The sequence below is a fragment of the Streptococcus suis genome (genome assembly GCA_002831545.1).
Classification (GTDB): domain Bacteria; phylum Bacillota; class Bacilli; order Lactobacillales; family Streptococcaceae; genus Streptococcus; species Streptococcus suis_P.
Genome location: CP025095.1, coordinates 13888 through 27918, shown reverse-complemented (window position 1 = coordinate 27918; position 14031 = coordinate 13888). Strand labels below are relative to the sequence as shown.

Annotated in this window: 7 protein-coding genes, 17 tRNA genes and 3 rRNA genes; all 27 read right to left on the bottom strand. The window is 43.5% G+C overall.

The window, feature by feature from the left end; translation table 11 throughout:
• Positions 1-28 precede the first annotated feature (28 nt).
• On the bottom strand, positions 29-997 hold the full coding sequence (locus CWM22_00205; GenBank protein ID AUC90472.1) for a ribose-phosphate pyrophosphokinase: 969 nt from the start codon (positions 995-997) through the stop codon (positions 29-31).
• Positions 998-1099: 102 nt separating this feature from the next.
• Positions 1100-2341 (bottom strand): CHAP domain-containing protein, encoded by a 1242-nt coding sequence (locus tag CWM22_00200; GenBank protein ID AUC90471.1) that lies wholly within the window; start codon positions 2339-2341, stop codon positions 1100-1102.
• An 84-nt stretch (positions 2342-2425) separates the two neighbouring features.
• Positions 2426-2941 (bottom strand): rod shape-determining protein MreD, encoded by a 516-nt coding sequence (locus CWM22_00195; GenBank protein AUC90470.1) that lies wholly within the window; start codon positions 2939-2941, stop codon positions 2426-2428.
• On the bottom strand, positions 2931-3767 hold the full coding sequence (locus CWM22_00190) for a rod shape-determining protein MreC (protein ID AUC90469.1): 837 nt from the start codon (positions 3765-3767) through the stop codon (positions 2931-2933). Before CWM22_00190 ends, CWM22_00195 begins: the two co-directional genes overlap by 11 nt.
• Positions 3768-3836: 69 nt before the next feature.
• Positions 3837-3924 (bottom strand) — tRNA-Ser (locus CWM22_00185).
• A gap of 12 nt (positions 3925-3936) precedes the next feature.
• Positions 3937-4010 (bottom strand) — tRNA-Ile (locus CWM22_00180).
• Positions 4011-4041: 31 nt separating this feature from the next.
• Positions 4042-4114 (bottom strand) — tRNA-Phe (locus CWM22_00175).
• A gap of 15 nt (positions 4115-4129) precedes the next feature.
• Positions 4130-4203, bottom strand: a tRNA-Met gene (locus CWM22_00170).
• A gap of 10 nt (positions 4204-4213) precedes the next feature.
• A tRNA-Ser gene (locus CWM22_00165) sits at positions 4214-4303 on the bottom strand.
• A gap of 6 nt (positions 4304-4309) precedes the next feature.
• A tRNA-Met gene (locus CWM22_00160) sits at positions 4310-4383 on the bottom strand.
• Positions 4384-4399: 16 nt separating this feature from the next.
• Positions 4400-4473: transfer RNA gene (locus tag CWM22_00155), tRNA-Met, on the bottom strand.
• 12 nt (positions 4474-4485) lie between these two features.
• Positions 4486-4559, bottom strand: a tRNA-Pro gene (locus CWM22_00150).
• Between the two features lie 44 nt (positions 4560-4603).
• Positions 4604-4680 (bottom strand) — tRNA-Arg (locus CWM22_00145).
• An 18-nt stretch (positions 4681-4698) separates the two neighbouring features.
• A tRNA-Leu gene (locus CWM22_00140) sits at positions 4699-4782 on the bottom strand.
• A 7-nt stretch (positions 4783-4789) separates the two neighbouring features.
• Positions 4790-4861: transfer RNA gene (locus CWM22_00135), tRNA-Gly, on the bottom strand.
• A gap of 12 nt (positions 4862-4873) precedes the next feature.
• A tRNA-Thr gene (locus CWM22_00130) sits at positions 4874-4946 on the bottom strand.
• 18 nt (positions 4947-4964) lie between these two features.
• Positions 4965-5046 (bottom strand) — tRNA-Leu (locus tag CWM22_00125).
• Between the two features lie 3 nt (positions 5047-5049).
• A tRNA-Lys gene (locus CWM22_00120) sits at positions 5050-5122 on the bottom strand.
• 65 nt (positions 5123-5187) lie between these two features.
• A tRNA-Asp gene (locus CWM22_00115) sits at positions 5188-5260 on the bottom strand.
• Between the two features lie 2 nt (positions 5261-5262).
• Positions 5263-5335: transfer RNA gene (locus CWM22_00110), tRNA-Val, on the bottom strand.
• Between the two features lie 5 nt (positions 5336-5340).
• Positions 5341-5456, bottom strand: a 5S ribosomal RNA gene (gene rrf, locus CWM22_00105).
• A gap of 202 nt (positions 5457-5658) precedes the next feature.
• Positions 5659-8564, bottom strand: a 23S ribosomal RNA gene (locus CWM22_00100).
• 306 nt (positions 8565-8870) lie between these two features.
• Positions 8871-8943, bottom strand: a tRNA-Ala gene (locus CWM22_00095).
• 187 nt (positions 8944-9130) lie between these two features.
• A 16S ribosomal RNA gene (locus tag CWM22_00090) occupies positions 9131-10686 on the bottom strand.
• Together the 16S, 23S and 5S rRNA genes with 17 tRNA genes alongside form the textbook arrangement of a ribosomal RNA operon.
• 147 nt (positions 10687-10833) lie before the next feature.
• The gene (locus tag CWM22_00085) at positions 10834-11064 is read right to left on the bottom strand and encodes a hypothetical protein (GenBank protein AUC90468.1); all 231 of its coding nucleotides are present in this window, start codon (positions 11062-11064) and stop codon (positions 10834-10836) included.
• 152 nt (positions 11065-11216) lie between these two features.
• Positions 11217-11687, bottom strand: a complete 471-nt coding sequence (locus CWM22_00080; GenBank protein ID AUC90467.1) for a sigma-70 family RNA polymerase sigma factor — start codon at positions 11685-11687, stop codon at positions 11217-11219.
• 351 nt (positions 11688-12038) lie between these two features.
• Positions 12039-14012 carry an ATP-dependent zinc metalloprotease FtsH gene (locus CWM22_00075; GenBank protein AUC90466.1) on the bottom strand — a complete coding sequence of 658 codons (1974 nt, stop codon included), beginning with the start codon at positions 14010-14012 and terminating at the stop codon, positions 12039-12041.
• Positions 14013-14031: the final 19 nt, after the last annotated feature.

Genomic DNA, 14031 nt, shown 5'->3' with positions numbered 1-14031 from the left:
GAGAAGAGTCATTTGACTCTTCTCATACCTATTTAACACGACTTGCCTCAAACAAAGGTGACAAAGGACGTTTTTCATGAATACGAATAATCGCTTCCGCTAATAATTCTGCCGTTGAAATATGTTCGATTTTATCGATTAAGCGATCTTCTGCAATTTCAATTGTATCAAGAACAACCAATTTCTTAATTGCTGACTTACTAATGTTATCCATAGCAGGCCCTGACAATACTGGGTGCGTACATGAAGCATAAACAGCTGTTGCCCCTGCATCTGCCAAAGCATCCGCTGCATGACAGATGGTACCCGCAGTATCAATCATATCATCAATCAATATACAAGTTTTATCCTTAATATCGCCAATAATGTTCATCACTTCTGATGTATTCATCTTATCAACACTACGGCGTTTATCAATAATAGCAATCGGTGTCTTCAAGAACTGTGCTAACTTACGGGCACGTGTCACACCACCATGGTCAGGTGATACAACAACATAGCCATCACCTACCATACCACGACGCTCAAAATAATCCGCAATCAATGGAGCACCCATCAAATGATCAACAGGAATATCGAAGAATCCCTGAATCTGCGCAGCATGCAAATCAATTGTCAACAAACGATTGACCCCCGCTATCTGCAACATATTAGCCACCAATTTTGAAGTGATTGGCTCACGAGCACGAGCTTTACGATCCTGACGTGCATAGCCATAGTAAGGCATTACAACGTTTACTGATTCAGCGGATGCACGTTTAAGAGCATCGACCATAATCAAAATCTCCATTAAATTATCATTAACTGGTGAGCTAGTGGATTGAAGAATATACACGTGAGTTCCACGAATGGATTCCTCAATATTTACCTGAATCTCACCATCTGAAAATTGACGAACACTTGATTTTCCTAGAGGAATTCCTATTTTTTTCGACACCTGTTCAGCTAACTTCTGATTTGACGAAAGAGCGAACAATTTTAAGTCAGTAAACGCCATGACAGCCTCCTATATATTTCTACCTTTACTATTTTAACCCTTTTTCCTTCATTTTTCAAACAAAAATAGAGCGCAAATCCACACGCTCTATTTGAAAATTTCTTAATATGGAGGGTAAATGTAGTAAACTGCACCTTCAGATGTAGTTGTAGGATTAAACCAACCACGGTGGTTACCAATATAACGACGACCCATGTAGTTTGATTCAACAACTTGGATACTTGTTGAAGATTGAACAGCCGTAACAACCGCTACGTGCCCATAATAACCACCTGTCCAAACAGCAATCGCACCTACTTGTGGAGTAGAACCTGTACTAAAACCTTCAGCACGTGCTGATGCTAACCACTGTTTAGCATCTCCCCAGTAAGGACCAACCCATGAAAGTTGAGATTTAACTCCCCAAGTACACTCACCAATTGGGTAAGATGAAGCGTCATAACGCGCATTATTTGCTGCCGCTGAACTACCTGAACCTGATGATATAGACGTTGTAGGTGTGCTTACCGTTGGTGTAGATTGTGATACTGTCGCAACCGTTTCAGTCACTGTAGTTTCTACTGGCGTTGACACGACTGGTGCTGATACTGAGGCTACTTGTTGCTGTGCTAGAGCTGCCTGTTGTGCTTGATACTCCGCTTGACGAGCTGCCGCTTGACGAGCTGCTTCTTCTGCAGCTGCCTTTTGCGCCAACAATGAATTTTTCTCATCTTCAGCAGTAGCTTTCTGCACAGCCAAATTTAACTTAGCAGCTTCCAATTCAGCCTGACGCACTTGCAATACTTGGGCGTCATCTTCCAATTTTTGGCGATTAGCTGCCAAAGTAGTGATTGCCTCTTGGTTTGCCTTTTGTTTTTCAGCAATTGCTTCCTTATCAGCTTTTTGTTGTTCCAACATACGGTTATTAGCTGAAACAATCTCACGCATTGCATTAACACGAGAAACAGCATCAACGATTGATTTTGAATCTAAAATTGTATTAATATAGCTTGAAGCAGAGCCATCAACTTGAGCACTACGCGCCTGCTCTTTTAAAGCACCATCACGTGACACAATATCAGCTGACAAACGCTCAATATCTGCCGCCAATGCCTGCGATTCTGCTTCCAAACGAGTATTTTCTTCTGTTAATTTCGCCTGTTCACTAACAATTGCATCAACTTGTCCTTGAATAGCATCAACTTGTTGTTGAGCTTCAGCTTGTTGTGCTGTCAACTCACTAATCTGTTGATTTTTTGCTGCAATCTGACTATCTACATCATTCGCACTAATCACAGCTACATAATTAGCATTAGATAGAACGACTGTACTTAACATAATTGTAGCCAAGATTTTTTTCTTCATATCCGAACATAACTCCTCTATACTTTCTGACTCTCTCATTTTATCAAAAAAATTGCGTAAGTATATTACGCAATTATTACATTTCTATGTCTTGTTTGTTATTCCAAATAAACGCTCAAATGACGGTTGTAGTACGAAAAATAAGACCAAATTGAATAGTAGACTTGGAAGTAATTTATTAAAAACAAAGATAAACACAGACAAGTTTGTTATATGAAAAATGCGAGCAAATGAGTAACTAATAAATTCAAATTGAAAAATAGCTACTAGTAAAATCAAAATATTAATTCCTCGCTTGCTGACAGCACCTTGAAAGAAGAAATAGATGCAATATAAAACTAAAGGAAGAGTTGTAGTAGCAATACCAATCAGATTAAGATAACTAATATCATATACCAAACCTAGCAAAGTAAATATGAATAATGAAAAACCAAGAGATACATAGTTAGCATAAAAAATAGCTAACATAAGTACCAAATGACTTGAAATAGTAAATAATCCGACCGACCAATTTGTTACCAACGTTGAAATCTGTCCATCAAGTAATAAAATAAAGAACAAGATGGGAAACATGAATATTTCTATCATTTTATTGCGCATTTGTTTGACCTACCACTAAAACCGAATAAATATTTGAAAAACTAGCTGTCGGCTCAACATATACTTCTCTATTTAAACTGTTACTATTTGATTTAACCGATAAAACTTTACCAATTTGGATATTTGCCGAAGTCGCACCAGCCAAATCACTCGTTACAACATTGCTACCCACTGCAATTTCATCAGCTGAGTTCAACTGATTAATGATAAAACTATTTGTATCTGCATCATAGCCCGATAAAATACCATAAATTTCTTTAGAATCAACAGAAATTTTCACAGGCAACTTCGTGAATTCATCCGAATTCGTAAATAAGGTAACAACCGCCGAATCTGAACTCAATGAACTCACGATGCCAACTAATCCACCATTAGCAACCACAAGTGCATTAGATGTCACACCACTAGTCTCACCAATATTAATTGCAATATGCTCCGACCACGCTGAAGGAGTCCTCACCAAAACTGATCCTGGAATAAGTTGTTTTTCAGGAAAATCAGATACCACACCTAAACTGCTACGAAGCGATGCATTCTCTTCTTTCAAGCTAGTATTTTCAGCAGCCATCCCTTCAAGGCTCATAATAGCTTCCTTTAATTGTTTATTTTCCTCGTAAGCGTTCATCAAATCTGTCAAGACATCTTTCTGCTCAGAAAAAAATCTAGTAGGCACTGAAATAACCGATTGAATTGGCGTTACAACAACCCTAACGATATTATTTAAATATGGTACCTGTAACCCCTTAGAGAAAGTCACAAACAAAAGAGAAAATGACAGTAATAAAAAGATAGAAACAACTACTACTAATTTTGAAAATTTATTCATAATAGACCCTCATAGCCCCTTACCAAGATACAATAAAACGAGAATATCAAGCGATAATCTCGTTCACTACGGAGAATAAGGGATTCGAACCCTTGCGCCAGTTACCCGACCTAACGATTTAGCAAACCGTCCTCTTCAGCCTCTTGAGTAATTCTCCATCAATATAATATGGGCACGAGTGGAATCGAACCACCGACCTCACGCTTATCAGGCGTGCGCTCTAACCATCTGAGCTACGCGCCCAAGATAATAAACTTGGACAAAGTTAAATTAATGGCGCGAGACGGAATCGAACCGCCGACACATGGAGCTTCAATCCATTGCTCTACCAACTGAGCTACCGAGCCAAATTCTTAAAGAAATTGCGGGAGCAGGATTTGAACCTACGACCTTCGGGTTATGAGCCCGACGAGCTACCTAGCTGCTCCATCCCGCGGTAGTAGAAAAGGAGGATGTGGGATTCGAACCCACGCACGCTTTTACACGCCTGACGGTTTTCAAGACCGTTCCCTTCAGCCGGACTTGGGTAATCCTCCAATATATGGACCTTGTAGGACTTGAACCTACGACCGCTCGGTTATGAGCCGAGAGCTCTAACCAGCTGAGCTAAAGGTCCAGCAAACAAGAATATATAGCGGCGAAGGGGATCGAACCCCCGACCTCCCGGGTATGAACCGGACGCTCTAGCCAGCTGAGCTACACCGCCAAAATAATATAATCGGGAAGACAGGATTCGAACCTGCGACACCTTGGTCCCAAACCAAGTACTCTACCAAGCTGAGCTACTTCCCGATACTATTAAAAATAAAGCTCCCCTAACGTCTCCATTAAGCGAGTGATGCACCCTAGAGGAGTCGAACCTCTAACCGCCTGATTCGTAGTCAGGTACTCTATCCAGTTGAGCTAAGGGTGCTAACTATTATAATCTTCATGCCGAGGACCGGAATCGAACCGGTACGATGTTGCCATCGCAGGATTTTAAGTCCTGTGCGTCTGCCAGTTCCGCCACCCCGGCCTCTCAAAGCGAACGACGGGATTCGAACCCGCGACCCCCACCTTGGCAAGGTGGTGTTCTACCACTGAACTACGTTCGCAATCTTTCCTAATGCCGGCTACATGACTTGAACACGCGACCCTCTGATTACAAATCAGATGCTCTACCAACTGAGCTAAGCCGGCTAAATTATATTTCTCCTATGCGGGTTAAGGGACTTGAACCCCCACGCCCGAAAGCGCCAGATCCTAAATCTGGTGCGTCTGCCAATTCCGCCAAACCCGCATATGACTCGTGCTGGGCTCGAACCAGCGACCCATTGATTAAAAGTCAATTGCTCTACCAACTGAGCTAACGAGTCGAAAATATGAAGCAAACTCCGTTTGCTCTATCTCCAACTTCAAATAGTCTCCCAGACTATTTGAACGGTCCCGACGGGAATCGAACCCGCGATCTTCGCCGTGACAGGGCGACGTGATAACCGCTACACTACGGGACCTATGGGAGTTAACGGGATCGAACCGCTGACCCTCTGCTTGTAAGGCAGATGCTCTCCCAGCTGAGCTAAACTCCCAATTTGCTAAGCGACTACCGTATCTAACAGGGGGCAACCCCCAACTACTTCAGGCGTTCTAGGGCTTAACTGCTGTGTTCGGTATGGGAACAGGTGTATCTCCTAGGCTATCGTCACTTAACTACTGAGTCTTGTCAACTCAAAATTGAATATCTATATTCTAACAAGAAACCGATCGCTTGTCAATATCGACTCTAGTTTTAATAAGTAATTGTATTCGAACTAAAAAGCTAGTGATTTAGATAAATCGCCTTGAAGTCTAACCGACTTCCGCGTTGATTTCCTAAAATCATACGCTTTTCTTAACGTTCTCATTACTTATTCTTGGATAAGTCCTCGAGCGATTAGTATTGGTCCGCTACATGTGTCGCCACACTTCCACTTCCAACCTATCTACCTGATCATCTCTCAGGGCTCTTACTAACATAAAGTTATGGGAAATCTCATCTTGAGGTGGGTTTCACACTTAGATGCTTTCAGCGTTTATCCCGTCCCTACATAGCTACCCAGCGATGCCTTTGGCAAGACAACTGGTACACCAGCGGTAAGTCCACTCTGGTCCTCTCGTACTAGGAGCAGATCCTCTCAAATTTCCTACGCCCGCGACGGATAGGGACCGAACTGTCTCACGACGTTCTGAACCCAGCTCGCGTGCCGCTTTAATGGGCGAACAGCCCAACCCTTGGGACCGACTACAGCCCCAGGATGCGACGAGCCGACATCGAGGTGCCAAACCTCCCCGTCGATGTGAACTCTTGGGGGAGATAAGCCTGTTATCCCCAGGGTAGCTTTTATCCGTTGAGCGATGGCCCTTCCATACGGAACCACCGGATCACTAAGCCCGACTTTCGTCCCTGCTCGAGTTGTAGCTCTCGCAGTCAAGCTCCCTTATACCTTTACACTCTGCGAATGATTTCCAACCATTCTGAGGGAACCTTTGGGCGCCTCCGTTACCTTTTAGGAGGCGACCGCCCCAGTCAAACTGCCCGTCAGACACTGTCTCCGATAGGGATAACCTATCCGGGTTAGAGTAGCCATAACACAAGGGTAGTATCCCAACAGCGCCTCAGTCGAAACTGGCGTCCCGACTTCATAGGCTCCTACCTATCCTGTACATGTGGTACAGATACTCAATATCAAACTGCAGTAAAGCTCCATGGGGTCTTTCCGTCCTGTCGCGGGTAACCTGCATCTTCACAGGTACTAAAATTTCACCGAGTCTCTCGTTGAGACAGTGCCCAAATCATTACGCCTTTCGTGCGGGTCGGAACTTACCCGACAAGGAATTTCGCTACCTTAGGACCGTTATAGTTACGGCCGCCGTTTACTGGGGCTTCAATTCAGATCTTCGCTTGCGCTAAACCCTCCTCTTAACCTTCCAGCACCGGGCAGGCGTCACCCCCTATACATCATCTTACGATTTAGCAGAGAGCTGTGTTTTTGATAAACAGTTGCTTGGGCCTATTCACTGCGGCTCAGTTAAACTGAGCACCCCTTCTCCCGAAGTTACGGGGTCATTTTGCCGAGTTCCTTAACGAGAGTTCTCTCGCTCACCTGAGGCTACTCGCCTCGACTACCTGTGTCGGTTTGCGGTACGGGTAGAGTATGATACATCGCTAGAAGCTTTTCTCGGCAGTGTGACGTCACTAACTTCGCTACTTATCTTCGCTCCCCATCACAGCTCAATGTTACAGATACAAGCATTTGACTCATATCACACCTCACTGCTTAGACGGGCTCTTCCAATCGCCCGCTTTAGTTAGCCTACTGCGTCCCTCCATCACTTCATACTCTAGTACAGGAATATCAACCTGTTGTCCATCGGATACACCCTTCGGTCTCTCCTTAGGTCCCGACTAACCCAGGGCGGACGAGCCTTCCCCTGGAAACCTTAGTCTTACGGTGGATGGGATTCTCACCCATCTTTCGCTACTCATACCGGCATTCTCACTTCTATGCGTTCCAGCACTCCTCACGGTATACCTTCTTCACACATAGAACGCTCTCCTACCATAACACTAATGTGTTATCCACAGCTTCGGTAAATTGTTTTAGCCCCGGTACATTTTCGGCGCAGGGTCACTCGACTAGTGAGCTATTACGCACTCTTTGAATGAATAGCTGCTTCTAAGCTAACATCCTAGTTGTCTGTGCAACCCCACATCCTTTTCCACTTAACAATTATTTTGGGACCTTAGCTGGTGGTCTGGGCTGTTTCCCTTTCGACTACGGATCTTAGCACTCGCAGTCTGACTGCCGACCATAAATCATTGGCATTCGGAGTTTATCTGAAATCAGTAAACCGAGATGGCCCCCTCATCCAAACAGTGCTCTACCTCCAAGATTCTCAAATGTCGACGCTAGCCCTAAAGCTATTTCGGAGAGAACCAGCTATCTCCAAGTTCGTTTGGAATTTCTCCGCTACCCACAAGTCATCCAAGCACTTTTCAACGTGCCCTGGTTCGGTCCTCCAGTGCGTCTTACCGCACCTTCAACCTGCTCATGGGTAGGTCACATGGTTTCGGGTCTACGACATAATACTAATCCGCCCTATTAAGACTCGGTTTCCCTACGGCTCCGTCTCTTCAACTTAACCTCGCATCATATCGTAACTCGCCGGTTCATTCTACAAAAGGCACGCTCTCACCCATTAACGGGCTCGAACTTGTTGTAGGCACACGGTTTCAGGTTCTATTTCACTCCCCTTCCGGGGTACTTTTCACCTTTCCCTCACGGTACTGGTTCACTATCGGTCACTAGAGAGTATTTAGGGTTGGGAGATGGTCCTCCCAGATTCCGACGAGATTTCGCGTGTCTCGCCGTACTCAGGATACTGCTAGGTATAAAGAATATTTCAAATACGAGGCTTTTACTCTCTTTGGCCTACCTTCCCAGGTAGTTCTTCTATACTCTTTAAGTCCACATTGCAGTCCTACAACCCCGAGGAGTAAACTCCTCGGTTTGCCCTCCTGCCGTTTCGCTCGCCGCTACTAAGGCAATCGCTTTTGCTTTCTCTTCCTGCAGCTACTTAGATGTTTCAGTTCACTGCGTCTTCCTCTTCACTACCTTAACAGTAGTGAGTGACAGGTATTACCTGCCGGGTTCCCCCATTCGGACATCCCTGGATCATTGCTTACTTACAGCTCCCCAAGGCATTTCGTCGTTAGTCACGTCCTTCATCGGCTTCTAGTGCCAAGGCATCCACCGTGCGCCCTTATTAACTTAACCTTAATTACTAGTTTTTTTCTAAACTAGAAAACTCATTAAATATTCACAGCGTTTTCGGTTTATTTTCTTGTTACTATTTCTTAATGTATCCTTTCAGATACATCAGGAATGTTTGATAGATATTCAATTTTCAATGGACAAGTTCTAAGATATTAAGAACCGATGCGACTTGTCGCAAAACTTTCGTAGAATAAGGAGATAACCAACGACGTGTCTTTAGACACTAGGTGGTTTTGACTTATTCCTAGGAAGTTTAGGTTCGTATTCAGTTATCTTAGTTATCTAGGTTACTCTGTATTCTAGATAATGGAGCCTAGCGGGATCGAACCGCTGACCTCCTGCGTGCAAAGCAGGCGCTCTCCCAGCTGAGCTAAGGCCCCGTACATTTTTATGTACCTGTTAACGTATTTAATTGTTTCGATATAATATCATTTTTGAGACGCTGGCCCCTGTCGTGCACTAGCTCCGCTAGTTTCGACAAAGCTTCAACCTAAAGGTTTCGCTTAGCTGAGCTAAGGCCCCACAAGACCTCTCAAAATTAAAGAAGACTGACGTACAGGTTTCCATTTCCTTAGAAAGGAGGTGATCCAGCCGCACCTTCCGATACGGCTACCTTGTTACGACTTCACCCCAATCATCTATCCCACCTTAGGCGGCTGGCTCCTAAAAGGTTACCTCACCGACTTCGGGTGTTACAAACTCTCGTGGTGTGACGGGCGGTGTGTACAAGGCCCGGGAACGTATTCACCGCGGCGTGCTGATCCGCGATTACTAGCGATTCCGACTTCATGTAGGCGAGTTGCAGCCTACAATCCGAACTGAGACTGGCTTTAAGAGATTAGCTTGCCGTCACCGACTTGCGACTCGTTGTACCAGCCATTGTAGCACGTGTGTAGCCCAGGTCATAAGGGGCATGATGATTTGACGTCATCCCCACCTTCCTCCGGTTTATTACCGGCAGTCTCGCTAGAGTGCCCAACTGAATGATGGCAACTAACAATAGGGGTTGCGCTCGTTGCGGGACTTAACCCAACATCTCACGACACGAGCTGACGACAACCATGCACCACCTGTCACCGTTGCTCCGAAGAGAAACCCTATCTCTAGGGCGGTCATCGGGATGTCAAGACCTGGTAAGGTTCTTCGCGTTGCTTCGAATTAAACCACATGCTCCACCGCTTGTGCGGGCCCCCGTCAATTCCTTTGAGTTTCAACCTTGCGGTCGTACTCCCCAGGCGGAGTGCTTAATGCGTTAGCTGCGGCACTGAGTCCCGGAAAGGACCCAACACCTAGCACTCATCGTTTACGGCGTGGACTACCAGGGTATCTAATCCTGTTCGCTCCCCACGCTTTCGAGCCTCAGCGTCAGTTACAGACCAGAGAGCCGCTTTCGCCACCGGTGTTCCTCCATATATCTACGCATTTCACCGCTACACATGGAATTCCACTCTCCCCTTCTGCACTCAAGTTTGACAGTTTCCAAAGCGTACTATGGTTAAGCCACAGCCTTTTACTTCAGACTTATCAAACCGCCTGCGCTCGCTTTACGCCCAATAAATCCGGACAACGCTCGGGACCTACGTATTACCGCGGCTGCTGGCACGTAGTTAGCCGTCCCTTTCTGGTAAGATACCGTCAAATGAGAAACTTTCCACTCTTCTCACAGTTCTTCTCTTACAACAGAGCTTTACGATCCGAAAACCTTCTTCACTCACGCGGCGTTGCTCGGTCAGGGTTGCCCCCATTGCCGAAGATTCCCTACTGCTGCCTCCCGTAGGAGTCTGGGCCGTGTCTCAGTCCCAGTGTGGCCGATCACCCTCTCAGGTCGGCTATGTATCGATGCCTTGGTGAGCCGTTACCTCACCAACTAGCTAATACAACGCAGGTCCATCTCATAGTGAAGCAATTGCTCCTTTCAAGTATCTACCATGCGGTAAATACTGTTATGCGGTATTAGCTATCGTTTCCAATAGTTATCCCCCGCTATGAGGCAGGTTACCTACGCGTTACTCACCCGTTCGCAACTCATCCGTCTAGTGCAAGCACCAGACTTCAGCGTTCTACTTGCATGTATTAGGCACGCCGCCAGCGTTCGTCCTGAGCCAGGATCAAACTCTCATTAAAAGTTTTGATTCAAACTCAAGCTATTGCTAGCTTTCCGTTTTATTGTTTTGTTTTGTCATTGACGATTTATCCTTAGATAAATCACCCTGCACGTTTGGTTCGTCTTCTTTAATTTTCAAAGGTCTTGTTCATCGCTCTTGCGACAACTATCTTAGTTTATCATTTCTTATGAACTTTGTCAACACTTTTTTGAAACTTTTTTTCGTTCTTCTGTTAACTAGTCCCGCAAGAGATAACTCGATTATTCTATCATCTTCTGATGGTCTTGTCAACACTTTTTCGAAACTTTTTTTCGTTCCTCTGTTAACTAGCCCCTCAAGAGACAACTCAATTATTCTATCACGACTTATATACTTTGTCAACCGGGTTTTTGGGATTTTTTACACTAAAAGTTCTATGTAGATACTTTGTTTTTTCTCCTATTCCTTCTTCCTGTGCTATAACCTATATAAAAAGAAACTGAACAGAACTTTTTATGGTGCTTCTGCCCAATTTCTTAATTCGATTAACATAATGTTAGTGACTAGCTTTAGCGAAAGTCTTTCAAATGAATTTGTAAATCACGTATCATTTCACGACGACCATTAAAACATTGTCCGCTAATTAATTTTTCGTATTTATCAAGTTGATCATTACTCAGATTTTTTCGATAATCTCTCAAGGCACCTCTTAGCATTAATAGTTCATCGTTTATCAATCCCGGTGATTGTATTGCGTGAGATAATTCGTGAATATCTTCATGTGGCATACGGTCAAACTTGCGTTTTTGACTTTCCTGTTTGCGGATACGATCCTTGATTCGATTTCTGAACTTGACTTTAAAATAACAATATAATTGAACTTGTTCATCAACTAGCCACGGTTGAGCTTCCAATAATTCAAACAAGGTCATCATTCCTTCTTGTTCCCAATCATCTCGATCCCATAGTTTAATGTAAAACTCTTTTCGAGCCTTGTTTACAATACCTTTGACGCTTGCGTACACTTTTTCGAATTCCATTTCTTAATCTCCTTTTGTTGATGGTTTAAGTTTATCGAAAAGTGCTGCCTTTCTACAGGACATTTTTGTCTAGCATACTTTATTTGATTTTTCTTTTTTAAAGTACATTTGCTATTGATACTCTATGGCAAACATTGCATTCTGCTTCAGAAGGGAGTTATTTGGTATAGTTCTAAGATTGAGATAAATAACTGTTGATTCGTTTTTCTTGTAAATGCCCTGTTTCTGATGTGTATCATGTAAAAAAGCCCTCGCCAAGATTATGTACTTAGCAAAGGCTTTGTGGTTATTTTAGTGGTTGAGAGTGAGGGCAGATCCGTTATGGAATGTCTTGCCCAGAGTATTTTTATACTACTCTTTCGTATTAATTTTCTCTTTTACCTCTTCATAAGAAAGGGGATGAACATCTTCATCATCACGTTCAATATTCTCTGGCATTTTGCCTGTTTCATAGAGAGATTTAATTTGAACACTATCAAGAGTTTCGTATTTGAGCAATGCTTCTGCGATTAGTTTATGAGTTTCGCGATTAGACTGAATAATTTCAGCTGCTTTGTTGCGAGCTTCATTTAACAAATCACGTACTTCATTATCTAATTCATAAGCAGTTTGTTCTGAAATGTGTTTATGAGTTGTCTGGCCACCAAACATTGCATGACTGCCCTCATACTGCATTGGTCCCATTTTGTCACTCATGCCATATTCAGCAACCATAGCACGCGCCATCTGTGTTGCTTGTTCAAAGTCATTTGAGGCACCAGTTGTTTGGGTATTGAAAATAATTTCTTCCGCAACACGTCCTCCCATAAGACCAGCCAATTGCTCCTTCATATCTTCTTTAGATAGAAGCATTTGATCTTCTTTTGGAAGGGCAATCATGTAACCTCCTGCGCGGCCACGTGGTACAATAGTAACTTTATGAACTTCACGCGCATTTGACAAGACAAGGCCGACAATCGTATGACCAGCTTCATGGTAGGCAACGATTTCTCGTTCCTTAGCTGAGACTTGACGATCTTTCTTGGACGGACCTGCAATAACACGATCTTCCGCTTCGTCGATATCTGACGCATCGATGACAGTTTTGTTTCGACGTGCAGCAACTAGAGCTGCTTCGTTAAGAACATTCTCTAAATCTGCACCAACAAATCCTGGTGTTTGTTGTGCTACTAATTTCAAATCTACATCTGCTGCTAGTGGTTTATTCTTCGCATGAACTTTAAGGATTGCTTCACGTCCTTTAACATCCGGACGACCAACCAATACTTTACGGTCAAAACGACCTGGACGAAGAAGGGCAGGGTCTAAAACATCACTACGGTTGGTTGCGGCAATGACAATAATCCCTTCGTTCCCTTCAAAACCATCCATTTCAATTAAGAGTTGGTTGAGGGTTTGTTCACGTTCGTCGTTACCGCCACCCATGCCGACACCACGTTGGCGACCGACAGCATCGATTTCATCGATGAAAATAATGGCTGGCGCTGCTTTTTTTGCATCTTCAAATAATGAACGAACACGGCTGGCACCGACACCAACAAACATTTCAACAAAATCTGAACCAGAAATGGAGAAGAATGGTACACCCGCTTCACCTGCTACTGCTTTGGCAAGCAAGGTTTTACCGGTTCCTGGAGGCCCCTCTAGTAGCACACCTGCTGGAATACGTGCTCCAAGTTTAGTAAAGCGTTTTGGATCCTTCAAAAATTCAACAACTTCAACTAATTCTTGTTTTTCTTCTTCTGCACCTGCAACATCTGAGAAACGAACTTTGATATTGCTTTGCTCAAGAGCTTTTGCCTTGTTTCGCCCAAAATTCATGGCACCTCGAGCTCCGCCACCACCCTGGTTCATCATCATCATGAAGAATACACCAGCAATGATAAGCGGTAACAAATTAAAGACGATATTTAACCAAAGTCCATTTGAACTTTCAGGTTTAATAGTAACCTTTACTCCATTTTCATTTGCAAGAGCTTGTAGCTCTGACAAATTCGTTTCTGACGGTAAAATTAGTGATTTAAAGTTTTTATACTTAACTTTACTAGAAACTTGGAATAACTTAATAGTTGAAGCTAACTCATCTTTAGCTTCCTGTTCTTTTTTGTACTTACCAGTAATTTCAATAACACTTGAATTTGGTTGATAAGTAATTTCAGATACATTATTATTTTTCAATTCAGTTACTACTTGTGAATAACTGATTTCTTGAGTTGCTACTTGCTGACCAGCGTTAAAAAATTGAAAGGCTGTAACAATAGTGGCAATAACGAGAATAATGAGAAAAGGATTTTTTATAAATCCTTTATTTGGTTGATTGTTCATAATATAGTAGGAAACCTTT